Annotated in this window: 22 protein-coding genes and 1 pseudogene; 22 read left to right on the forward strand and 1 reads right to left on the reverse strand. The window is 43.6% G+C overall.

The window, feature by feature from the left end; translation table 11 throughout:
- Window positions 1-238: 238 nt before the first annotated feature.
- Together ltrA and DV702_RS04480 are read left to right on the forward strand one after the other, a co-directional pair.
- The gene (ltrA, locus tag DV702_RS04475; RefSeq protein WP_114923666.1) at window positions 239-2,071 is read left to right on the forward strand and encodes a group II intron reverse transcriptase/maturase; all 1,833 of its coding nucleotides are present in this window, start codon (window positions 239-241) and stop codon (window positions 2,069-2,071) included.
- A gap of 127 nt (window positions 2,072-2,198) precedes the next feature.
- A pseudogene (locus DV702_RS04480) lies at window positions 2,199-3,311 on the forward strand (ribonucleotide-diphosphate reductase subunit alpha); the annotation flags it as partial.
- 47 nt (window positions 3,312-3,358) lie between these two features.
- Here DV702_RS04480 and DV702_RS04485 read toward each other — a convergent pair.
- Window positions 3,359-4,351 carry a DUF1385 domain-containing protein gene (locus DV702_RS04485; protein WP_114923668.1) on the reverse strand — a complete coding sequence of 331 codons (993 nt, stop codon included), beginning with the start codon at window positions 4,349-4,351 and terminating at the stop codon, window positions 3,359-3,361.
- A 123-nt stretch (window positions 4,352-4,474) separates the two neighbouring features.
- Between DV702_RS04485 and DV702_RS04490 the strand changes: the two genes are divergently transcribed.
- From DV702_RS04490 to DV702_RS04580, 20 genes are all read left to right on the forward strand, one after another.
- The gene (locus DV702_RS04490; RefSeq protein WP_114923669.1) at window positions 4,475-4,906 is read left to right on the forward strand and encodes a hypothetical protein; all 432 of its coding nucleotides are present in this window, start codon (window positions 4,475-4,477) and stop codon (window positions 4,904-4,906) included.
- Between the two features lie 127 nt (window positions 4,907-5,033).
- Window positions 5,034-5,480 carry a type II 3-dehydroquinate dehydratase gene (gene aroQ / locus DV702_RS04495; protein ID WP_114923670.1) on the forward strand — a complete coding sequence of 149 codons (447 nt, stop codon included), beginning with the start codon at window positions 5,034-5,036 and terminating at the stop codon, window positions 5,478-5,480.
- Complete coding sequence (locus DV702_RS04500) at window positions 5,477-6,535, forward strand: M24 family metallopeptidase (protein WP_114923671.1); 1,059 nt, start codon at window positions 5,477-5,479, stop codon at window positions 6,533-6,535. Before aroQ ends, DV702_RS04500 begins: the two co-directional genes overlap by 4 nt.
- 24 nt (window positions 6,536-6,559) lie before the next feature.
- Window positions 6,560-7,117 carry an elongation factor P gene (efp, locus tag DV702_RS04505; RefSeq protein ID WP_114923672.1) on the forward strand — a complete coding sequence of 186 codons (558 nt, stop codon included), beginning with the start codon at window positions 6,560-6,562 and terminating at the stop codon, window positions 7,115-7,117.
- 746 nt (window positions 7,118-7,863) lie between these two features.
- The gene (locus tag DV702_RS04510; protein WP_029054553.1) at window positions 7,864-8,073 is read left to right on the forward strand and encodes a hypothetical protein; all 210 of its coding nucleotides are present in this window, start codon (window positions 7,864-7,866) and stop codon (window positions 8,071-8,073) included.
- The gene (locus tag DV702_RS04515) at window positions 8,073-8,447 is read left to right on the forward strand and encodes a SpoIIIAC/SpoIIIAD family protein (RefSeq protein WP_114923673.1); all 375 of its coding nucleotides are present in this window, start codon (window positions 8,073-8,075) and stop codon (window positions 8,445-8,447) included. Before DV702_RS04510 ends, DV702_RS04515 begins: the two co-directional genes overlap by 1 nt.
- Window positions 8,448-8,483: 36 nt before the next feature.
- Window positions 8,484-9,383 carry a stage III sporulation protein AE gene (locus DV702_RS04520; RefSeq protein ID WP_114923674.1) on the forward strand — a complete coding sequence of 300 codons (900 nt, stop codon included), beginning with the start codon at window positions 8,484-8,486 and terminating at the stop codon, window positions 9,381-9,383.
- Between the two features lie 9 nt (window positions 9,384-9,392).
- Window positions 9,393-9,560, forward strand: a complete 168-nt coding sequence (locus DV702_RS16765) for a hypothetical protein (protein WP_162805710.1) — start codon at window positions 9,393-9,395, stop codon at window positions 9,558-9,560.
- Window positions 9,561-9,623: 63 nt separating this feature from the next.
- Complete coding sequence (locus DV702_RS04525; RefSeq protein ID WP_162805711.1) at window positions 9,624-10,043, forward strand: hypothetical protein; 420 nt, start codon at window positions 9,624-9,626, stop codon at window positions 10,041-10,043.
- Entirely contained in the window at window positions 10,030-10,581 is a 552-nt protein-coding gene (locus DV702_RS04530; protein ID WP_114923676.1) for a SpoIIIAH-like family protein, read from the forward strand. Before DV702_RS04525 ends, DV702_RS04530 begins: the two co-directional genes overlap by 14 nt.
- 2,147 nt (window positions 10,582-12,728) lie before the next feature.
- Window positions 12,729-13,223 (forward strand): acetyl-CoA carboxylase biotin carboxyl carrier protein, encoded by a 495-nt coding sequence (gene accB / locus DV702_RS04535; protein ID WP_114923677.1) that lies wholly within the window; start codon window positions 12,729-12,731, stop codon window positions 13,221-13,223.
- 13 nt (window positions 13,224-13,236) lie between these two features.
- Complete coding sequence (gene accC / locus DV702_RS04540) at window positions 13,237-14,583, forward strand: acetyl-CoA carboxylase biotin carboxylase subunit (protein WP_114923678.1); 1,347 nt, start codon at window positions 13,237-13,239, stop codon at window positions 14,581-14,583.
- A gap of 16 nt (window positions 14,584-14,599) precedes the next feature.
- Window positions 14,600-14,986: an Asp23/Gls24 family envelope stress response protein gene (locus tag DV702_RS04545; RefSeq protein ID WP_114923679.1), complete on the forward strand. Its 387-nt coding sequence runs from the start codon at window positions 14,600-14,602 to the stop codon at window positions 14,984-14,986.
- Between the two features lie 956 nt (window positions 14,987-15,942).
- Window positions 15,943-16,317 (forward strand): transcription antitermination factor NusB, encoded by a 375-nt coding sequence (gene nusB / locus DV702_RS04550; RefSeq protein WP_114923680.1) that lies wholly within the window; start codon window positions 15,943-15,945, stop codon window positions 16,315-16,317.
- A gap of 54 nt (window positions 16,318-16,371) precedes the next feature.
- A complete protein-coding gene (gene folD / locus DV702_RS04555; RefSeq protein ID WP_114923681.1) occupies window positions 16,372-17,241 on the forward strand; it encodes a bifunctional methylenetetrahydrofolate dehydrogenase/methenyltetrahydrofolate cyclohydrolase FolD in 870 nt (289 codons plus the stop codon).
- Window positions 17,242-17,298: 57 nt separating this feature from the next.
- Window positions 17,299-18,648, forward strand: coding sequence for an exodeoxyribonuclease VII large subunit (gene xseA, locus DV702_RS04560; RefSeq protein ID WP_114923682.1), 1,350 nt, complete (start codon window positions 17,299-17,301; stop codon window positions 18,646-18,648).
- Window positions 18,649-18,650: 2 nt separating this feature from the next.
- Window positions 18,651-18,893, forward strand: a complete 243-nt coding sequence (xseB, locus tag DV702_RS04565; protein ID WP_114923683.1) for an exodeoxyribonuclease VII small subunit — start codon at window positions 18,651-18,653, stop codon at window positions 18,891-18,893.
- Window positions 18,886-19,770, forward strand: a complete 885-nt coding sequence (locus DV702_RS04570; RefSeq protein WP_114923684.1) for a polyprenyl synthetase family protein — start codon at window positions 18,886-18,888, stop codon at window positions 19,768-19,770. Before xseB ends, DV702_RS04570 begins: the two co-directional genes overlap by 8 nt.
- 154 nt (window positions 19,771-19,924) lie before the next feature.
- Complete coding sequence (gene dxs / locus DV702_RS04575; RefSeq protein ID WP_114925835.1) at window positions 19,925-21,823, forward strand: 1-deoxy-D-xylulose-5-phosphate synthase; 1,899 nt, start codon at window positions 19,925-19,927, stop codon at window positions 21,821-21,823.
- On the forward strand, window positions 21,820-22,641 hold the full coding sequence (locus tag DV702_RS04580) for a TlyA family RNA methyltransferase (protein WP_114923685.1): 822 nt from the start codon (window positions 21,820-21,822) through the stop codon (window positions 22,639-22,641). The genes dxs and DV702_RS04580 overlap by 4 nt, the downstream gene beginning before the upstream one ends.
- Window positions 22,642-22,699 lie beyond the last annotated feature (58 nt).

Raw genomic sequence — 22,699 nt, forward strand, 5'->3', positions numbered from 1 at the left:
TATATGACTCGCCCTAAAAGCAGTCCTCTATGATTCCTGAATATCTATTAGCGGAAAACGGAGCTGTCATAGTAGTCCGAGGAACCTGAAACAACAGGTATAGCCGTAAATCGGAAGCGGGAAAGCCGCCCACACACATATGGAAGCATATGTGACACCCGACTTAATCAGTCATCAAGGGTGCTGGCGAAGGACAGCAGGTTAAAGTAGATATCTAAAATATGAGGAGGTATGCGAAATGCAAAACGCTGAAACAATTTTAGGTATCATCGAGAAGAAATCAATTTCTGACAAACAATACAAATTCGATAGACTATATCGAAATTTATTTAACCCAGACTTTTACCTTGGAGCATACGGGAAGATTTATGCCAAAGAAGGTAATATGACAAAAGGGACTGACAATGAAACAATTGATGGTTTCGGAATGAAAAAAGTGAATGAAGTAATCGAACTGATGAAAAATGAACAATACCATTTCAAGCCAGTAAGAAGAGTAAATATTCCTAAGAAAGACGGCTCTAAAAGACCATTAGGAATTCCTAGCTTTTATGATAAGGTTGTCCAAGAAATTAGCCGAAGTATCCTTGAAGCCATTTACGAACCTAGATTTAGTAAAAGTTCCCATGGTTTTAGACCAAAAAGAAGTTGCCATACAGCGTTAAAACAGATTAAAAGAGAGTGGACGGGAGTTAAATGGGTAATAGAGGGAGATATTAAAGGTTTCTTTGATAATATTGACCATGACATATTACTCGGTATCCTAAATGAACAGATTCATGATGGACGCTTTCTAGAACTAATTAAAAGAATGCTGAAGGCAGGATTCATGGAAGACTGGGTATTTCACAAAACCTACTCTGGAACGCCGCAGGGAGGCATTATAAGCCCTATATTGGCTAATATATACCTTAATAAACTAGATGAATTTGTAGAACAATTGTTAATTCCTAAATATGAAACAAATAAGAAAAAGCGTAAGATGAATTCTGCATACAATAAGGTCAATAGACAAATGGTGGAACTTAAGAAAGAAATCAATGCCTTAGATATCTTAGATAAGAGTCGTGAACAATTGATTCAACAATATAAGGCACTAAATCTTGAAAGAAGAAACCTAAAAGTCTCGGACGAAATGGACGAAGAATTCATTAGAGTTAAGTATGTTCGCTACGCAGATGACTTCGTTATTGGAGTTATTGGAAGTAAAGAATTAACAGAGCAGATTAAAAATGAAGTTGCTGAATTCTTACAGGACAAACTAAAACTTACGCTAAGTCCAGAAAAGACACTTATTACAAATTTCAAAGACCCGGTTAAGTTCCTTGGATATGAAATGTATATTCAGGATTCCAACACTTATCTAGTAAAAAGGAAAAATGGACGCATCTCGAGAGCGGTCAACGGTATACCAAGGCTAATGGTATCAAAAGAGGCAATACCTAAAAAGTTAGAGAAATTTATGAAAGATGGCAAAGCAGTTCATCGTAAAGAATTGACAAACTTGGACATTGCAGAAATCATTTCTATATACGCAGCCGAAGTAAGAGGGTTATATAACTATTACAGAATGGCTGATAATGTAGCAAACCAAATGAACAAGTTCAAACATTATCACAGAACTAGCCTAGCTAAAACTTTAGCAGTAAAAATGCGAATGTCAGTCGCACAAGTCAGACAAAAATATGAGGTTGATGGAACGATTGGAATCATTATTAAACGAGAGCCACCTAAAAGAGACTTGATTTACAAGTACTACAACGATGGCTTCTCAAAGAATGATTATGTTGAAAATTCAAATCATCAAGATGACTTTTTACCAAATACGAGCAAATACAGTGGAAGGAATGGCATTGTCAAAAGACTTCTAGCTGAAAAATGCGAAATATGCGGAACCGATGATAAGAATAAGAACTATGAAGTCCATCACATAAGAAAATTAAAAGACCTCAAAAAGAAATACAAAGATAAAAAACCTCCATACTGGGTGGAGATGATGGTAGCAAGAAATCGTAAAACACTCGTCCTTTGTGAAGAGTGCCACGATAAGCTACACAGCAACAAATTATAAGAGTTTTTGTCAGAACTCGATGAAATTTAACTGAGAGAGCCGTATGCGGGGAAACTTGCACGTACGGTTCGTAGGGGGAGGTCGGAAAAAGTGGTAGTAATACTAACTCGTCCGTCTTCTACCCGACCCGCTTGCACCATATTCCGTCTGTAATTTAGCAGCTGTCAATCTGGCAGAGATGGCGGATAAAGAAACGAAAACAGTAAACTTTGAGAAATTGAAAAAGACGGTACAGACAGGTGTGCGCATGCAAGACAACGTTATTGATGCGACACCGTATTTCCTAGAAGACAATAAAGTACAAGCTCTTGGCGAACGCCGTGTAGGACTTGGTGTGATGGGACTTGCCGATCTTCACATTTATTGCGAGAAGGAATATGGCTCGCCTGAAGGCAATCAATTAGTTGATGAAGTATTTGAAACAATTGCCACGACAGCTTATCGAGAATCGATTGAGCTGGCGAAAGAAAAAGGAAGCTTCCCGTTCTTGATCGGGGAAACGGAAGAAAAAACACAAGCTTTGCGCCAAGCGTTTATTAACACAGGATTTATGAAACGTATGCCTGAAGATATTCGTCAAGCGGTTCTAGAACATGGTATTAGAAACTCCCATTTACTTACAGTTGCGCCAACTGGTAGTACTGGAACAATGGTAGGAGTTTCGACTGGATTAGAACCTTATTTCTCCTTTACGTATTACCGTAGTGGACGTCTCGGTAAATTTATCGAAGTGAAAGCAGATATCGTTGAAGAATATTTACAAGCGAATCCAGACGCAGATCCGGATCACTTGCCGCACTGGTTTATTTCCTCTATGGAATTAGCACCAGAAGCGCATGCGGATGTACAATGTATTATCCAGCGCTGGATTGATAGCTCGATCTCGAAAACGGTGAACGCACCACGCGGCTATACTGTGAAGCAAGTAGAGAGCGTCTATGAACGATTGTATAAAGGCGGAGCGAAAGGCGGCACAGTGTACGTTGACGGTAGCCGTGATTCACAAGTGCTGACGCTTAAAGCGGAAGATAATATTCCGGACACGGAAGAAGTAGTAGAAGTAACAGAACAACCGAAAGTGGTTCTTGTGAATACGATTCAAGCATTGCGATCAACGAATGTGACGATCGGTTCTGAAGTAGGCGACACGTGCCCAGTTTGTAGACAAGGAACGGTCGAAGAAATTGGCGGTTGTAACACATGTACGAATTGTCAAGCACAATTAAAATGTGGTCTATAATCAAAATATCCCGTATGTCAGTATTGACATACGGGATATTTTTTCATTTACGATAAAATACTTAACGATTTTTGTTCATCGATGGTTTCTGTATCCAGCGCAACGTTTTCATGCAACACACCGACACCGTATTGTTCTACTTCCAATAACTTCTCGAAGGAAGCGATGGCCACTTCGACTTGTTGGTCGTCAGGCTCTTTTGTAGTGAGCAATTGCAACCACAGCCCAGGATAGCCTAAGTAGCGCAGAACAGGGACGTCTCTAAGTGCATTTGTTAGCTGCAGTACTTCGAACGACACACCGAGCACAACAGGAATTAAGAGAATCCGATTGACGACACGCAACCAGAGCGGATCGGCTGGTACGAAAAAGTAAATCAACATGCCGACAATGACTGTAAACAAAATAAAACTACTGCCACAACGGTAGTGCAATCGAGATTGTGCTTGAACATTTTCCACTGTCATTTCTAAATTATTTTCATAGTTATTAATGACTTTATGTTCGGCACCGTGATATTGAAATACTCGTTTAATGAGTGGCGTCATAGAGATTAACCCGATGTAGGTCAGCAGTAAAATGAGTTTAAAGACACTTTCGAGTATGATTTGTGCTGTCTTACCCGGAGCGATTGGCTCAAATAGTGCTGCAAGGAACACGGGCACGAGTGTAAATATAAATTTGCTGAATAAAAACGTCAGCACCCCGATCGCCGCCACTCCAAGAATCATCGCCAGTTTGGACGTTTCTTCTTCCGTTTCTTCGGTTTCTTCGCCAGGCATCACATCGTAACGATCGCTCGCGAACGTCAAATGCTTTGACCCATTGCCTGCCGATTCGATCAATGCTACAATCCCGCGAATGAATGGTATTTTCTTTAATTTTGAACCGACGGGATGCGGCTCTCTCGGTACATGAAAATATTCGATTGAGTCATCTTTGCGGCGGACAGCTGTTACTGTATCTTTTTTTCCGCCAAACATCACACCTTCTATAAGTGCTTGTCCTCCGTATGCTGGAGGAGTTTGTGATTTGCTCATAACATACCCACACTTTCTGTCGTAAGAAACGATATCTCTAGTGTACTAAAAAAATTAGAAATACACCATTCAGATGTTTAAAAAAGATGGAAAAATCCGACACTGAAGAAGGAGGTGTTTGTTGTGAAAATTACTTCGACGCATGTTTGGACTTCAGTAATGGCTGCGATATTATCTATAATTTCCTTGAAGTTCTTGAAAGTATTCGCATTTATTAGTTGGTCACCTATCGGCTGGTCTAAAAGATTTCATATGTTTACTACGACGCCTAGTTGGTTTAAATGGGTATTACTAGGTGCCATTTGTTTTCTATTGTTTTTTATTCTCTATATGATTGCGCTCTTTACGTCAAAGATTCCTCCTACTTTTTCTTCACTCATCATTACCGTCATTGCTTTGTTTTGTATAGAGTGGATAATTCACATGAAGGCAGATTTGACGATGACACAATTCATGAAAAAGCTATCGATTCCATTTGTTTGTCTATTCGCTATTATTATTCGCTTCGTCATTGGAACGTCGGTATACATGAAAAAATCATTTGCTAACGATTGATTACGACTCATATTCGAAAGTTGCGCAAGTGTAGTAGAAGGAATTTTTCTGCTAAATAAAGATAAATAGTTTGTCCGATTCCCTCATTGTGCTAGAATAGGAAAGAAAATAACGAGGAGGGGATCAGGTGGAATTGCTATTGTTGAACGGTCCGAATTTGAATCGATTAGGCAAAAGAGAACCCGATATTTACGGGGCTGAAACATTAGCGGATATTGAACAGCGCATGCAGCATCTCGCGGAACAATCAGACGTGACGCTTTCTTGTTTCCAATCTAATATAGAAGGGGAACTGATTAATCGGATTCATGATGCAGGCGATCAACCTATCGATGGCATTATTTTTAATCCGGGTGCGTTTACACATTACAGTATAGCTTTGCGTGACGCGATTGCTTCTATAGATGTTCCTGTAATCGAAGTACATATTTCGAACATACATACGCGCGAAGAATTCCGCCACACTTCTGTCATCGCGCCAGTTGCTGCAGGACAGCTTTGCGGCTTCGGGACCATCGGCTATGATCTCGCCTTCCAAGCGTTTTTGTTACGACGAGAGGAGACGAACTCATGAAAATTGAACAACTTCGTACAGTATTGAAAGAACAACAACTAGATGCACTGCTCATTACGAATCCGTACAATCGTCGCTATATGACGAACTTTACAGGCTCGGCAGGTACCGTAATCATTTCGAAAAACGATGCAGTATTTATTACGGATTTCCGCTATATGGAACAGGCCAATGAACAGCTGACAGGCTTTCGTATTGTCCAGCATACCGGCACGATGATCCAAGAAGTAGCCAATCAAGTACAGGCAATGAATATCAGGACGCTAGGATTTGAAAAAGAGCATATGAGCTACAGTCAATTTGAACTGTATGACAAAACAACGGAAGCGGAATTGGTGCCGGTCGCGGGGATAGTGGAAACACTACGCCTCATTAAAACACCTGAAGAAATCGAGGTGCTGAAATCAGCGGCAGCGATTGCGGATGCAGCGTTTGTCTATATTTGTTCGGTCATCCAGCCGGGTAAAACAGAACTCGAAATCGCCAATGAATTGGAATTTTTCATGCGGAAACAAGGGGCGACTTCTTCGTCATTTGATATAATTGTCGCTTCTGGTGAAAGAGGGGCTTTACCGCATGGGGTTGCATCTGATAAAGTGATTGAGACTGGTGATTTTGTTACGATGGATTACGGTGCGCTCTATAATGGATACATCTCTGATATTACGAGAACGGTGTCAGTCGGAGAGCCTTCCGCAAAACTTCGTGAAATCTACGAAGTGGTGCTACACGCACAAGAGTTAGGCGTGGAACACATCAAAGCCGGCATGACGGGAATTGAAGCGGACGCTATTACGCGCGACTATATTAAGTCAAAGGGCTATGGCGATGCATTCGGTCACTCCACAGGTCATGGAATCGGAATGGAAGTTCACGAAGCACCTGCCCTGTCTTTCCGTTCTGAAACGGTGTTACTGCCGAATATGACAGTGACGGTCGAGCCAGGCATTTATGTGCCAGGTGTCGGCGGTGTGCGGATTGAAGATGATATTCTCATTACAGAAACAGGTAATGAACGACTGACAAAGTCTACTAAGGAATTGCTTATTTTATAATTGGATAATAATGGAGGAATATGAATGATTTCAGTAAACGAATTTCGTACAGGTTTAACAATTGAAGTAGATGGTGATATTTGGCGCGTGATGGAATTCCAACACGTAAAGCCGGGTAAAGGTGCTGCATTCGTACGTTCTAAGTTGCGTAATCTTCGTTCGGGTAACGTCAATGAGAAGACGTTTCGTGCGGGTGAAAAGGTAGCGAAAGCACAGATTGATAACCGCAAAATGCAATATTTGTATGCAAATGGTGATGATCATGTGTTTATGGATAATGAGTCATATGAACAAATTGAGTTGAATGAGTCTCAGTTGGAGTATGAGTTGAAGTTCTTGAAAGAGAATATGGAAGTTCATGTTATTACGTATAAGGAAGAAGTGCTTGGCGTGGAGTTACCGGTAACGGTAACGCTTCAAGTAGCGGAAACGGAGCCTGGTATTAAGGGTGATACGGCGAGTGGTGGTTCGAAGCCGGCGAAAATGGAAACTGGTGTTGTCGTACAAGTGCCGTTTTTCGTAAACCAGGGCGATATGTTAGTTATTAATACGGAAGAAGCGGAGTATGTTTCTCGCGCGTAATATGTTTGGAGAGGGTATCCAGGAAGTCAGAGCTGTCTGATTTTCTTGGGTGCTCTTTTTTTATGGAGTGAGGAAGTTGCCAACCATTTGGTTATGGTTTCTAGATGGTTGGAATTCAACGTATGTGTGAGAAGGAGACGTAGAGAATGTCGTTTCGTTGCGTTCCAGCCGGACGCGTTCGGGAGGGCGTGCGGTGAACCATACCGCTTCACTTCGTTTCGCCGGATGTTTCACCTGTCACGCTGATCCTCCCCGAGTCGCCGGCTTCCACTACACTGTACTCTTAAGCTTTTCTCTATGGAGTGAGGAAGTTGCCAACCATTTGGTTATGGTTTCTAGATGGTTGGAATTCAACGTATGTGTGAGAAGGAGACGTAGAGAATGTCGTTTCGTTGCGTTCCGGCCGGACGCGTTCGGGAGGGGCCGCGTTACCGCTAGTGCCAACATGTGCTCCTAACGCTTCGCTTTTACTCGCAAAAGCCGTTCTGCGTGACAGCTCTCACTACACTGCACTCTTCGGCTTTTTTAAGAGAGATTTAACCTTTTAGTTATCGTTTCTAGATGGTGGGAGTTTGACGGATTAGAGTGGTGAGAGATGTAGGATATGTTGGTTGTTTACGCCGTTCGCTTATGAATACGTATTGCTTAGAAGATCACACGCAAGCCTTAGATTTGTGTGTGTTTTTTGTATTTGCATATTTCGAGATGGCGTTTCATAGAGTAGAGCATGGAGGAGGCGTAGCGGGATGGAATTGAATGATTTATTGCGCATCGCCGGCGTCGGATTGGTGATTGGGGTATTGCATGTATTTTTTGAACAAACGGGGAAAAAGGAGTTCTCCTTCTTTTTATTTTTCTTGGCCTATTTGTATATTTCTATTGAATTGCTGATGTTTTTGCGTATATTCTTCACGGAAATTACGGAATTCTTCAGCTGGTTGTCTATGGCGATGTAATGGTAGTTCTCTTTCAGCTGTTTGTCATGTATGTTGTGTTGCTGTTATTGGCGTTTGCGGTTCCTGCATTACATCCGATTTTGTATACGACGCTCTTTTTCTTACTGGCAGTGTATGTTCTTTTCACTATTCTTGTACCGTTTGCGCGCACGTTACTTGCCATGGTGGAAAAAATGCCGGCACCGACTACGCTGCTCATTGTAAGCGCCGGATTGTTTTATATGGCGGAAGTACTAGCGGGACAGATGAAAGATGAAGGATACGAAGCGGTAGGTCAGTTATTTCAAACTGTGATGAAAATTGTCATCGTGACTCTATGGTTACCGTCTGTGAGCCAATTAATCGAAACGATTCACGCACTCATCCCGTGGTAAATCCGAAATACACTCAATGAATGGACGAGACAGCCTATGCCGGAATTTCTAAGCGACATCATTGCAGGTGTAGTAGGCCCTTTCCTCATATTGCTTATCCTGTTGTTGTTGACGTCTTTGCTCGATTTCTTTCTTCCTGCATTTCAAAAATGGACGAGGTTTCTATTACTCCTAATGATTCTCGTGCTGCTAATCGAACCTGCCAAGGAAAGTTTTCAACAAATTCAACTCATTACTCATTCTATCGCTTCATTGTTTCTCGGGATGTATCCACTCATTGCGGCGATGATTTTAGCTTCAGGAGCTACATTTGGCGTCGTCAATTTCCAACCGGCTATGCTGTTGTTTGCGCAAGGGGCGATTGTGTTTGCGGAAAAATTTTTATTGCCTATTTTATTAACGGCGTTGTTGTTGGATATTTTGACGCGTTTGATGCCAGAGATCGTGTTTACCCGGATGGCGGATTTACTACGGACGTCTTTGCTCGCCATCGTGTCTGCAATGGTCGCCGCCTATTCTATTTTCATCACTGCGGGCGGAGCGTTGACGTGGACATTGAATGGAGCGCTAAATGAACCGTTAAAAGAACTGATTAAGCAAAATATTCCACTGATCGGTTCGTTGCTGACGGACACATTAGGTTCAATCGGCCGTTATTCGTCAGGTGCGACTGCATATGTAAGTGTGTGGCTGTTGCTTTCTATTTGGACAATCGCTTTATTGCCGGCCATTAAAATTTTAGGCACCGCATTTTTATATCGCTGGACGGCTGCGATTATTGAACCGTTCGCTCAAAGGGAAGTAGCAGGTCTACTGGACGATATTGGCCGTACTTTATTCGTTCTTTGTGCAATTTCGTTTCTGCTGTCCTTTGCGTTCATCTATACGAGCATTTTCATTGTGACATTTATCAAATTGATGACGCTCGGAAAGTGAGGGAGCGTAATGCATGTCTTTTTGGTGGGGTTAACGAATCTTGTGTTGATGGCATTGGTCGTGCAACTGTTGGCCAGCGAACAAATGGAGAAAACCTTTTTGCCTTTAATTCGGCTAGTGATCGCTTGTTGGATTATACAATTTTTATTGCAAATGACAGGTCATAAATTGCTGTAACTCTACATAGTATGCAAATGTAGAATTCGTTTGCAGTGAAGTCACTATAAGATGGTGATGGCTTTGGAGAAACAAGCAAGTAAGTCCAATGTGTGGGTATTCGGTTTGGTAATGCTCGTCTTTGGCATGATGTGGATGATTATGAGTTTAGGGGGCGAGAAGCAAAACAAAGAAGAGCAACGTATGCGGTCTACACTTGAAGAAACACTTGAACAAATGGAAGGGCTAGGTAAAGTCATCGTCTACTTTCATTATGATGAAAAGGAATCCGAGAGTTCGCTGGCTGGCTACTTTTCCATCTCACCGAACACAACGAAAGAAAGCACTCCGTTAAAAGGCTTGCTGGTCGTGGCGGAGGGAGCAGAAGATCCAGCTGTTAGAAACGGGCTCTCACAACTATTAGCTAATGTTCTACAACTGCCCGAACATCGTATTGTCATCGTGGAAATGAAGAAGAGGGGGAATCATCTTGAAAACAAGTAAACGTACTGTATGGTTTTTAACATTACTCAGTCTGGTCGCAGTGATTTCAATCTATTATGCAAAAAAAGATGTACCAATGCCATTTGACGGGATCGCGATCTTCACGAAAGAAACGAAGGACGCGACGAAGCTTCTTGAAAAGGAAGGCAAATCAGAGGAAGTGAAGCCGGTCTTTGCTGAATCGTATATTTTTCAAGATATGCGCATGCAAGTACGCGACGAACGCAGTGAAATGGTGGAACAATTGACAGCGAAAATGACATCCCCAGATTCCTCCGCAGATGAAAAAAATGAATTGTTCAATGAAATTGCTGATTTACGAAAAGTCAGTTCGACAGAAGCGTTAATGGAAATGCAAATTCAAGCACTCGGATATCCAGAAGTATTCGTCCGGGCGGAAGAAGAGCGAGTGAATGTCACCGTACTGTCTACTGAAAGCCACTCAACGAAAATGGCGGATGAAATTACGCAGTATGTTTTATCTAGTTGGGATGGCGCACAAACAGTAAAAGTAGATTTTGCGGAAACGAAGGAATAACATGAAAAATCAGTAGCTACTATTAGCTGCTGATTTTTTTATATACTATCAAAACTGTAGATTCACTATATGATATATCATTCATTCATTTACAAGTGAGTTCGACTATGGCAGTTGGATGGAGTAAGGCTAACTTGAAGTGTCTTACGGCTTGCGCTTCTAGACGATACGCTTTCCGGAGGGGACGCGGCGGATCGTCAAGCGCTGCGAGTTACACCTGTCAAATGCAAAGATGTGCTCCTTCTCGCTACGCTTCACTCGCAAAAGCCGTCCTTCGCTACCGCTTTCCTAATCCTCTCGGAGTCGATCGTCCTCCAGCTTCAGCCGTACTTAGCGTAGGCAAGACAGTTTGATCACTCTTTGTATGTGGTGAAGACTACGTGGGCTTGTCTGCTACTTCATGTTCGTTTATTAGATGGAGCAAGGCTAACTTGAAGAGTCTTACGGCTTGCGCTTCCAGACGATACGCTTTCCGGAGGGGGCGCGGTGGACCGTCAAGCACTGCGAGTTACACCTGTCGCCCTTATCCTCCCGGAGTCGATCGTCTTCCAGCTTCAGCCGTACTTAGTGTAGGCAAGACAGTTTGATCACTCTTTGTATGTGGTGAAGACTACGTGGGCTTGTCTGCTACTTCATGTTCGTTTATTAGATGGAGCAAGGCTAACTTGAAGAGTCTTGCGGCTTGCGCTTCCAGACGATACGCTTTCCGGAGGGGGCGCGGTGGACCGTCAAGCACTGCGAGTTACACCTGTCGCCCTGATCCTCCCGGAGTCGATCGTCTTCCAGCTTCAGCCGTACTTAGTGTGTGTAAGACAGTTTGATCACTCTTTGTATGTGGTGAAGACTACGTGGGCTTGTCTGCTACTTCATGTTCGTTTATTAGATGGAGCAAGGCTAACTTGAAGAGTCTTGCGGCTTGCGCTTCCAGACGATACGCTTTCCGGAGGGGGCGCGGTGGACCGTCAAGCACTGCGAGTTACACCTGTCGCCCTGATCCTCCCGGAGTCGATCGTCTTCCAGCTTCAGCCGTACTTAGTGTGTGTAAGACAGTTTGATCACTCTTTGTAGTTGGTGAAAAACAAGTAGACTTGTCTAATATAATGCGACCGTTTTTGAAGTTAAAAAGCAGCGAAGTGTTGCTAGCTACTATGACTGTTTCGATGAACTGAGTGGAAAAAGAAATGACTCTATACGCATTCGTCAGCCAATCCGAAGCTTTACCTACAATATTTAGGAAGCGTAATTTGCCATACTTCATTTCTGGACGAACACAGACTGACTTCCCGACACAAACTCAAGGATTCTCCCGGAAGAACCGGCGACTCCTGGAGGATCAGCACGACAGGCGTAATCGCCAACGCACTTCTGGCGAGTCCGCCGCGTGCCCTCAGGAAAGCGTCCGGTTTCTCTCGGGAGAATCCTCACACGTACACTACTTTTCTACCCTACAAAGGAGAAGTTACGTACCCCACTCCAACTTCTGGACGAACACGGACTGACTTACGAACACAAACTCAAGGATTCTCCCGGAAGAACCGGCGACTCCTGGAGGATCAGGACGACAGGCGTAATCGCCAACGCACTTCTGGCGAGTCCGCCGCGTGCCCTCAGGAAAGCGTCCGGTTTCTCTCGGGAGAATCCTCACACGTACACTACTTTTCTACCCTACAAAGGAGAAGTTACGTACCCCACTCCAACTTCTGGACGAACACCAACTGACTTCCCGACACAAACTCAAGGATTCTCCCGGAAGAACCGGCGACTCCTGGAGGATCAGGACGACAGGCGTAATCGCCAACGCACTTCTGGCGAGTCCGCCGCGTCCCCTCAGGAAAGCGTCCGGTTTCTCTCGGGAGAATCCTCACACGTACCCTATTTTTCAGCACTGTATAGGAAAAGCTATTTACCTCACTTCAACTTTTGGACGAACACTACCTACTTAACTATAAAACAACAGATAAGTTAACGAAAAACTGTTATAGGATAACCCAAAAGTGTAGAAACTGTTATAAATAAGAAAATTTTCGTAACTTGTCTGTATTTTTCATTAATTAATGAATAATTTATGATTTTGCTATTCCAAATTTCTTGCAAAACGTCTATCATAGTAAACGATAGTAAGAATACACTAGTCAGGAGAATCAGATATGTTAAAAATTCAAGAAATTCGCGAAATCATCAAACTTATTGACCAGTCATCCATTCAAAAGTTTACTTTTGAAGCAGACGGCGGAAAGATTAAATTAGAAAAGAATGCAGGTTCAGTAGTTGCAGAAGCGACGCCAGCACCAGTTGCGGCTCCAGCACCAGTAGCAGCACCAGCTCCAGCACCAGTAGCAGCACCGACACCAGCGCCAGTGGCAGAAGAAGCTCCAGTAAAAGAAGTGGAAGAAGATGCTTCATTGCACAAGATCACTTCACCAATGGTTGGTACATACTACCAAGCATCATCACCAGATGCAGCGGCTTACGTTAAAAAAGGTGATAAAGTAACTGCTGAATCGATCGTTTGTATTGTAGAAGCAATGAAATTATTTAATGAAATCGAAGCAGAAGTATCCGGAGAAATCGTTGAAATTTTAGTACAAGACGGTCAACTTGTGGAATACGGACAACCTTTATTCCTCGTACGAGAGAACTAAGGGGGGCTAACCAATGAAAAAAGTATTAATTGCAAACCGTGGGGAGATTGCTGTTCGGATCATCCGGGCGTGTAAAGAACTAGGAATTAAAACAGTCGCTGTTTATTCTGAAGCGGATGCTGAAGCATTACATGTTCAATTAGCAGATGAAGCATACTGTATTGGACCTCGTTTATCGACGGATAGTTATTTAAACTTCTCAAACGTAATTAGCGTAGCGAAAGCAACAGATTGTGATGGAATCCATCCTGGTTATGGTTTCTTGGCAGAGAATGCTAGCTTTGCTGAACTATGTGAAGAAGTAAACATTGAATTTATCGGACCTACTTCGGATGCGATTTCAAAGATGGGTACGAAAGATGTAGCGCGTAATACGATGCAAGCAGCTGGCGTTCCGATTGTTCCAGGTTCTGATGGATTAGTGGACAATGCAGAACATGGTCTTGAAATTGCGAAAGGTATCGGTTTCCCGGTAATCATCAAAGCAACAGCTGGTGGTGGCGGTAAAGGGATCCGTGTCGCACGTGATGAGGACGAGCTAGTAAAAGGGATCAATATTACACAAAAAGAAGCGGCTGCGGCATTCGGTAATCCGGGTGTGTATCTGGAAAAATATATCGAAGTCTTCCGTCACGTGGAAGTTCAAGTACTTGCGGATAAATTCGGCAACACGATTCATTTAGGTGAGCGTGATTGTTCAATCCAGCGCCGTATGCAAAAGTTAGTGGAAGAAGCGCCGTCTCCAGCACTGACACCTGAACTTCGCGCAGAAATGGGTGAAGCCGCTGTCAAAGCAGCAAAAGCTGTAAATTATCGTGGAGCAGGTACGGTTGAATTTATTTTCGACCATATGAATCAGAAGTTCTATTTCATGGAAATGAATACGAGAATCCAAGTAGAGCACACGATTACAGAAATGATTACAGGCGTTGATTTAGTTCAGCAACAATTGCTTATCGCTTCTGATGAAAAACTGGCACTGACACAAGAAGATATTACATTAAATGGATGGTCTATTGAATGTCGAATTAACGCTGAAAATGCGGAGAAAAACTTCATGCCTTCTCCAGGAAAAGTAACAATGTACTTACCACCGGGTGGTTTTGGCGTACGTGTCGACTCTGGAGTATATCCTGGCTATACGATTCCACCGTTTTACGACTCTATGGTCGCAAAGCTAATTGTTCACGGCGATTCACGTGAGCAAGCGGTCGCTCGGATGAAACGCGCGCTCGATGAATTTGTCGTAGAAGGCGTTCATACAACGATTCCATTCCATTCTAATTTGATGGATCACGAAGTGTTCAAGTCCGGTGATTTTGATACGAAGTTCTTGGAGAAATATGACGTTATGAAGTAATTGGAGGAGACTTGTAATGGCTACTAAAACATATCCATCATTTGTCGGGATGACACCATCTGGTGATGTTGCACTCGGTCGTATCCAACTTGCACCTGAAGTATTAGAAGTCATCGTCGGCATTGCTACGACTGAGGTCGAGGGCGTTGTTGCTACTCAAGGTAATTTTGCGACGGGTGTTGCGGAGAAGCTGGGTAGGGTGATGTACGGTAAGGGCGTGAAGATGGAGTGGGCAGATGAGGGTTTGAAGATTGATGTGTATTGCATTGTCGAGTATGGCCATTCGATTCCTGCGGTTGCGGCGGAGATTCAACGAGAGATTCGTCAGGCGATTTTCCATATGACTTCGCTTGCTACGCATGAGGTGAATGTGCATGTTACGGGGATTCGGTTTGATGAGTGAGTGGTAAAATTAAAAGAGTTGCCTGAGGAGTCGTGTTTCACGATTTCTTGTGGCGGCTCTTTTTTTGGTGTTGGGTCGTGATGCGACTTTGTTTTGGGTTCTGGAGTTGGTGAGGGTTCTGCTTTCTATAGCCGCTTCGGCTGACCTCGCAGTTGCTTCTTCGCTAGTACGGACAGGTTAATTGTGATAGTTTCTTTACTTTGTTAAAGCAGTTGGAGTTGGAACGTGACGCGACACTTTTTTCGGTTCTAGATTTAGTGAGGGTTCTGCTTTCAGTAACCGCTTCGGCGCGTGGGAGATTGTCTTTCGCTATGAGCCAGCTAGCTTAGCTGCTAGTTGTCTCATAGCTTCGGCTGACCCCGCAGTTGCTTCTTCGCTAGTGCGGACAGGTTATAAAGTGTGGTGACCATATTAAGTAAAAAGATAGTTATCGACTACAGTGAACTACAATTTGTAACTATCCTTACTAAACGAAGGCGCCTCACAAGCGGTAGGCGAAGCAAAGAGACAGAGAGGCGATCTTCCACTCTGGCTCTTTGCGAGAGCCATCCGCCAGCGCCGCAGTGAATTCAGTGAACTGATCACCTTCAACATCAGAAACGACATCAGGTAGTCCTGCACTAGCCCAAATCTTTCACAAACTACAATGAACTAAAATTTAGTAACTATCCTCACTAAACGAAGGCGCCTCACAAGCGGTAGGCGAAGCAAAGAGACAGAGAGGCGATCTTCCACTCTGGCTCTTTGCGAGAGCCATCCGCCAGCGCCGCAGTGACTACAATGAACCAATCCTCTCTAATTTCAGAAACACCAAATGGAATGAGCGAATGGCACTGTTTCATTTTTGATGAAAGTTCGCTAAAGTCGGCAACAAATCACTGTATTCTACTAGTTCTTTTCGTGTATATTGTGCTATCATTAGGTTTTGAAGAAGCGCGGTAGAGGAGATAAGAAATATGAAACGACGAGAAGCACGAGAAAAGGCAATTCAAACGCTGTTTCAGCTAGATAATAGCGAACTATCAGTAGACGAAGCGATCGGTTATATAGTCGATGGCCCGTTGGATTCATTTTATGAACAACTAGTACGCGGCACAGCAGAACACGTAGCGGAAATCGACAACGAACTTGCGAATAAATTAGAAAACTGGTCGATTGATCGACTTCCGAAAATCGAACGCACTGTACTGCGTTTGGCGGTATATGAACTACTGTACAATGAAGAAGTACCGAATCGAGTCATCTTGAACGAAGCGATCGAATTATGTAAAACATTCGGTGACGAGAAGTCGGGCCGATTCGTCAATGGAGTATTATCTAAATTCCATTAATCATCTATGGATGAAAAATTAATTCAAAAAACATAAAAGTTTGGTGGGAAAAACATGTCTAGTAAAATCATTGATGGAAAAGCAATTGGACAAGAAATCCGAAATGAACTGAAAGAACAGGTGGCTGCGTTAGTCGAACAAGGCTATCAACCAGGGCTGGCAGTTATTTTAGTTGGGGAAAATCCAGCATCTCAAACGTATGTAAAGAATAAAGAAAAATCTAGTATCGAAGCAGGGATGAAGTCTGAACTAATCAAGCTTCCGGATACAGTGTCTGAAGAAGATTTATTGCATGAAGTGGAAAAGTTGAACGAGGACGACACGATCGACGGCATTTTAGTACAGCTGCCATTGCCTAAACATATCGACGAAAACAAAGTCATCCGTGCGATTAGCCCGGAAAAAGACGTGGACGGATTCCACCCGATGAACGTCGGGAAAATGTTGATTGGTCAGCAAACTTTCCTTCCTTGTACGCCATACGGCATCATGCAGTTGCTAGAACGTTCTGGTGTCGAGATTGCGGGCAAGCATGCGGTCATTATCGGACGCAGTAATATTGTCGGAAAACCGATGGGTCAATTGTTGCTGCAAAAAGATGCAACGGTGACGTATTGCCACTCCCGGACGAGTGATTTAAAGAAATTCACGAAGCAAGCAGATATTTTAATCGTTGCGATCGGAATGGCTAAATTCATTACAAGCGAACATATTAAAGAAGGTGCTGTTGTCATTGATGTCGGAATGAACCGTGATGAACATGGCAAACTATGTGGAGATGTAGACTTTGACTCCGCTAAGCAACAAGCTAGCGCCATCACACCAGTGCCCGGCGGTGTTGGTCCGATGACGATTACGATGCTGTTGAAAAACACTGTCGAAAGTGCAGAGAATAAACTAAAAGCGCGTGCAAACAACGAATAATTTCCATGGAGAGACGCTCTAGCGTCTCTATACATATAAAGGGCAGGTGACAACAACATGTCCAATCAAACTTTTTTAACCGTTCAAGCGCTAACTAAATATGTCAAACGGAAATTCGATGCCGACCCACATTTGCGCAATGTCTATGTGAAAGGCGAATTGTCGAACGTGAAACTTCATCCGACAGGGCATATTTACTTTACATTAAAAGACGATAAAACAAGAATCCAAGCAGCTATGTTCAGAGGGCGCTCCAGTAGTTTGCATTTTAAGCCGGAAAATGGCATGAATGTATTGATTACGGGAGATGTGACGGTCTATGAAGCGGCAGGCTCCTATCAATTGTACGTACAGACAATGGAACCGGACGGCATAGGTGCACTCTATCTAGCCTTTGAACAGTTGAAAAAGAAGTTACAGCAAGAAGGACTTTTTGAAACGAGATGGAAGCAACCGATTCCGCAAATCCCTCGACGGATCGGGATCATTACGGCCGAATCTGGTGCAGCTTTACGTGATATGTATTCGACCATCAACCGCCGTTTTCCGATGGCGGAGATGTTACTGTTTCCTGCGCTCGTGCAAGGAAAAGGGGCAGCGCCTTCGATTGTGAAAGCGATTGAACAAGCGAACCGCACGGCAGAGGTTGACGTCCTATTAGTCGGACGCGGCGGCGGGTCGATTGAAGATTTATGGGCATTTAATGAAGAAGACGTCGCTCGGGCGATATTTTCAAGCAGAATTCCTATTATTAGTGCGGTCGGTCACGAAACGGATACGACGATCGCTGACTATGTAGCGGACTTACGTGCCCCGACACCTACTGCAGCTGCTGAGATGGCGGTTCCAAATCAACTGCAATTAATTCAGCATTTGAAAAATCAGCAACGGTCGATTTTTTTAGCTGCGCAGACAGTCGTTCGACAATTGAATAAACGTTTAGAAACTGCACAGTCTGCTTATCCTTTGCAATATCCAGACCGTCTTTACCGACCGTTTATCGAGAAGCTAGACTATTTAGAAGAGCGGTTACGTCGCAGCAGTGCGAGCATGATTCAAGAAAAACGCCAGCAATTTGACCGATTGTATGCAGGATTCCAATACTATACGCCGATTCGTCGGATACAATTGGAGCAACAGCAGACGCAACAATTGGAGCTACGTTTACAGCTTGCAGCGGAGCAGACGATGAAGTCAAAGCAACAACGATTCGTGTCATTACTGCGTATGATGCAGGCGCTCAATCCGCTTCAAGTAATGGAAAGAGGATTTTCTATAGGCTATCAGGAAGGTGAAGTTGTGAAATCAATCGAAGACGTGGCGATTGGTAAAGAACTGACGATTCAAGTAACAGATGGAACGATTGAAACTATAGTCGAAACGATTATTCCTAAGGAGGTCAAGTGACGATGGCTGAAGAAAAAGAATTGCAATTTGAACAAGCGATGCATCAACTAGAGGAAATCGTGCAGAAATTGGAAGCAGGGGACGCGCCGTTAGATGATACAATCACTTTATACAAGCGCGGAATGGAGCTTTCAGCGCATTGCCAAAAGAAATTACAACACGCAGAAAAACAATTGATTCGAATGATCGACCAAGAAGGTAATGAAACTCCATTTGACCCGACAGCAGGTGAGACGAATGAATGAAATGTTACGTACATTTATGGATGAGCAAATTCCGCTCATTGAAAGCGAATTGACCCGTCAATTAGCAAAAGCGGATATTCCCGATGTGTTGCATGAATCGATGACGTACTCCGTGGAAGCTGGTGGCAAACGGATTAGACCATTGCTGTTGCTTGCAGTATTACATGACTTAAATTCAACGTCGGCTGATGCTTTCACCGTAGCAGCGTCAGTAGAATTTATACATACGTACTCATTGATCCATGACGATTTACCATGCATGGATGATGATGATTTCAGAAGAGGAAAGCCTACAAATCATACCGTCTTTGGTGTGGATGTAGCGACACTTGCGGGAGATGCGATGCAAACGTTAGCTTTTCAAGCGCTTGCTGACTTGCGCGCAACCGACTCATCGGATGCATTGGAATTAGTCGGCCTGTTAGCGAAAGCTTCTGGCGCTCAAGGTATGGTAAAGGGTCAAGTGCTGGATATGAAAGGTGAACAACAACTACTGCCGTTAGAAGAATTAGAAGAAGTACATATTCACAAAACAGGTGCGCTGTTGTCGTATTGTATCGAGGCGGGCGCTGTATTAGCACATGCGACCGAAGAACAACGCACGCAATTACGACGTTTTTCGAAAAATATCGGCTTAGCTTTCCAAATTCAAGACGATATTTTAGACGTAACGGCAACGACAGAACAATTAGGGAAACCTGCAAACAGTGATACGACGAGCGGAAAGTCCACATATCCTTCCCTTTTAGGCATCGACGGAGCGCGTGCGCAATTAACTATGCGCCATGAAGAAGCGCTCGACGCATTACAGAGTATCGGTTTAGAAAATTCTGTTTTACGCTCGTTAGCGGATTACATTATCGAACGAAATATGTAATGTGAGAACATAATATTTGTGTCGGACTCGGTTACTGTTATAATGTAGAAACAAACAGTACACTTGACATTTGATTGGAAAATACAAGGTGTTTCAACTGATCGTTCCGAACGAATAGAACGAATTACTTACTTGATGAAGGTGTGTGATCATGATGGATCTTACAACGATTACGAATCCATCTTTTATAACAGAGCTCGATAAGGACCAGTTACTGGAATTGGCGCAAGATATTCGTCACTTTCTTATTGAAAATTTATCCGTAACGGGTGGTCATATCGGCCCGAATCTAGGTGTCGTCGAGTTAACCATTGCATTGCATCGGACATTTGATAGTCCGACTGATAAAATTTTATGGGACGTCGGACATCAATCCTATGTTCATAAAATTTTGACAGGTCGTGCAGGCGAATTCGATTCACTTAGAACATATAAAGGATTAAGTGGATTCCCGAAAATGGCAGAAAGCGAACATGATGTGTGGGAGACTGGACATAGTTCCACTTCTTTATCGGCGGCGATGGGTATGGCGGTTGCGCGTGATATAAAAAAAGAAAAAAGTTATGTCATTCCCGTGATCGGCGATGGTGCGCTGACAGGTGGAATGGCGCTTGAAGCGTTAAATCATATCGGTCATGAAAAAACAGATATTACGGTTATTTTGAATGATAATGAAATGTCTATTGCGCCAAACGTCGGTGCGCTACATTCCATCCTTGGAAAATTACGTACGGCTGGCAAATACAATAACGTAAAAGATGAACTGGAGTTTTTATTGCGTAAAATTCCTGCAGTGGGCGGTAGAGTCGCCACAGCTGCTGAACGTGTAAAAGACAGTTTGAAATATTTAGTCGTCAATGGGGTGTTTTTCGAAGAACTCGGATTTACGTATTTGGGTCCGATTGACGGGCATGACTTTGTCGAATTGGAACGTTCTCTTCAGTATGCGAAGAAAATGGAAGGTCCGGTTTTACTTCACGTCATTACGAAAAAAGGGAAAGGTTATAGCCCCGCTGAAATGGATAAGATCGGTACGTGGCACGGAACAGGCCCTTACAAGATCGAGACGGGAGATTTCGTTAAATCCCCGACTAAAGGTCCAGCTTGGAGTGCGTTAGTTTCTGAAACAGTTCGCAAGTTGGCACGCGAAGATCGTCGGATCGTTGCGATCACGCCTGCGATGCCTGTCGGTTCTAAGTTGGAATCATTTGCGGCGGAGTTTCCTGATCGATTCTTCGACGTTGGGATTGCTGAACAGCATGCGACCACGATGGCTGCTGGACTCGCGGCGACAGGAATGAAACCGTTCCTTGCGATTTATTCTACATTCCTTCAGCGTTCGTACGACCAAATGTTGCATGATATTGCACGTCAAAAGTTGAATGTCTTCATCGGAATCGACCGTTCTGGCTTAGTCGGTGCGGATGGCGAGACACATCACGGGATTTACGATATTGCGTTTTTACGTCATATGCCGAATGTAGTCATTATGATGCCGAAAGATGAAAATGAGGGTCAACATATGGTGAAAACAGCGATGGAGTATTCAGAAGGTCCGATTGCTTTACGTTTCCCTAGAGGTAACGGCTATGGGGTGCCGATGGATGAAGAACTTCATACGATTCCGATCGGGACGTGGGAAGTGTTGAAAGAAGGTAGTGATGCGACGATTTTGACATTCGGAACGACAATCCCTATGGCATTTGCAGCAGCAGAGCAGATGAAAAAGCAAGGGAAAGATGTCTCGATCGTCAACGCACGTTTCATCAAGCCGCTCGATACCGATTTATTGGACGAATTATTTGTTGCGGGTAAGCCGATCATTACAATTGAAGAAGCGGTTCTTGCGGGCGGTTTCGGTAGCGCGGTGCTGGAGTATGCGGAACAAGTTCATCACCAGTCCTCTATTATTGAACGTATCGGTATTCCGGATAAATTTGTTGAACATGGCAGTGTGGATGAATTATTAAAAGAAATTCACATGACCCCTGATTATGTAACGGATGTAACGATGGCAGCCATTACACAGGCAGCAGAAAGAGAAACCGTATGAATGCACCGATAAAAAAGGAACGTGTAGACATTTTATTAGTGGAACGCGGCTTAACGGAATCGCGTGAACAAGCGAAACGTTCCATTATGGCAGGACTTGTCTATTCAGATTCTGCACGAATAGAAAAGGCAGGGGAGAAAATTGCGGTTGACGCACCGTTGACTGTAAAAGGCCCTGCGATTCAGTACGTCAGCCGCGGTGGATTGAAGCTGGAGAAAGCATTGGAAGTGTTTCCGATTTCTGTCGAGCAGAAAATTGTGCTTGATATCGGTGCTTCCACTGGTGGCTTTACGGATTGTGCGCTACAAAACGGAGCGAAGCATTGTTATGCGCTAGATGTCGGGTATAATCAGTTAGCTTGGAAAATCCGTCAACACGAACAAGTGACAGTGATGGAACGCACGAATTTCCGGCACGCGACTGTCGAGTTGTTTACAGAAGGCATGCCGGAAGTGGCAACGATTGACGTATCATTTATTTCATTATCGTTAATTTTACCGGCATTAAAGAAAATTATCGTTTCCGGTGGACAAGTCGTTGCTTTAGTGAAGCCGCAATTTGAAGCGGGAAAAGATAAAGTCGGTAAAAAGGGAATCGTTCGGGAAGTTTCCACCCATAGAGAAGTGCTGGAAAAAATCGCGAATATGGCGGTTGCTGAAGGGTTTTCTGTTAAAGGAGCGACCTATTCCCCTGTCACAGGTGGAGAAGGAAATATTGAATTTCTCTTTTATTTGGAATCGAGCGACGAGCCGGTGTCGGATTTTGCATCGGAAGACTTCCAGCAGTTAGTCAAACAAGCACATAATGAGTTAACATAACGCGCAAAGAGTTGCGCGTTTTTTGTATGGTATGTATAATTTTATGTTAGGACTCATA

It is taken from the genome of Sporosarcina sp. PTS2304 (assembly GCF_003351785.1).
Taxonomy (GTDB): Bacteria; Bacillota; Bacilli; order Bacillales_A; family Planococcaceae; genus Sporosarcina.

What these genes read in the sequence shown, in the direction of transcription:
- ltrA (WP_114923666.1), top strand. Translation starts at nt 239, where the DNA reads ATGCAAAACGCTGAAACAATTTTAGGTATCATCGAGAAGAAATCAATT.
- DV702_RS04485 (WP_114923668.1), bottom strand. Translation starts at nt 4,351, where the DNA reads ATGAGCAAATCACAAACTCCTCCAGCATACGGAGGACAAGCACTTATA.
- DV702_RS04500 (WP_114923671.1), top strand. Translation starts at nt 5,477, where the DNA reads ATGAAAATTGAACAACTTCGTACAGTATTGAAAGAACAACAACTAGAT.
- efp (WP_114923672.1), top strand. Translation starts at nt 6,560, where the DNA reads ATGATTTCAGTAAACGAATTTCGTACAGGTTTAACAATTGAAGTAGAT.
- DV702_RS04510 (WP_029054553.1), top strand. Translation starts at nt 7,864, where the DNA reads ATGGAATTGAATGATTTATTGCGCATCGCCGGCGTCGGATTGGTGATT.
- DV702_RS04515 (WP_114923673.1), top strand. Translation starts at nt 8,073, where the DNA reads ATGGTAGTTCTCTTTCAGCTGTTTGTCATGTATGTTGTGTTGCTGTTA.
- DV702_RS04520 (WP_114923674.1), top strand. Translation starts at nt 8,484, where the DNA reads ATGCCGGAATTTCTAAGCGACATCATTGCAGGTGTAGTAGGCCCTTTC.
- DV702_RS16765 (WP_162805710.1), top strand. Translation starts at nt 9,393, where the DNA reads ATGCATGTCTTTTTGGTGGGGTTAACGAATCTTGTGTTGATGGCATTG.
- accB (WP_114923677.1), top strand. Translation starts at nt 12,729, where the DNA reads ATGTTAAAAATTCAAGAAATTCGCGAAATCATCAAACTTATTGACCAG.
- accC (WP_114923678.1), top strand. Translation starts at nt 13,237, where the DNA reads ATGAAAAAAGTATTAATTGCAAACCGTGGGGAGATTGCTGTTCGGATC.
- DV702_RS04545 (WP_114923679.1), top strand. Translation starts at nt 14,600, where the DNA reads ATGGCTACTAAAACATATCCATCATTTGTCGGGATGACACCATCTGGT.
- nusB (WP_114923680.1), top strand. Translation starts at nt 15,943, where the DNA reads ATGAAACGACGAGAAGCACGAGAAAAGGCAATTCAAACGCTGTTTCAG.
- folD (WP_114923681.1), top strand. Translation starts at nt 16,372, where the DNA reads ATGTCTAGTAAAATCATTGATGGAAAAGCAATTGGACAAGAAATCCGA.
- xseA (WP_114923682.1), top strand. Translation starts at nt 17,299, where the DNA reads ATGTCCAATCAAACTTTTTTAACCGTTCAAGCGCTAACTAAATATGTC.
- xseB (WP_114923683.1), top strand. Translation starts at nt 18,651, where the DNA reads ATGGCTGAAGAAAAAGAATTGCAATTTGAACAAGCGATGCATCAACTA.
- DV702_RS04570 (WP_114923684.1), top strand. Translation starts at nt 18,886, where the DNA reads ATGAATGAAATGTTACGTACATTTATGGATGAGCAAATTCCGCTCATT.
- dxs (WP_114925835.1), top strand. Translation starts at nt 19,925, where the DNA reads ATGGATCTTACAACGATTACGAATCCATCTTTTATAACAGAGCTCGAT.
- DV702_RS04580 (WP_114923685.1), top strand. Translation starts at nt 21,820, where the DNA reads ATGAATGCACCGATAAAAAAGGAACGTGTAGACATTTTATTAGTGGAA.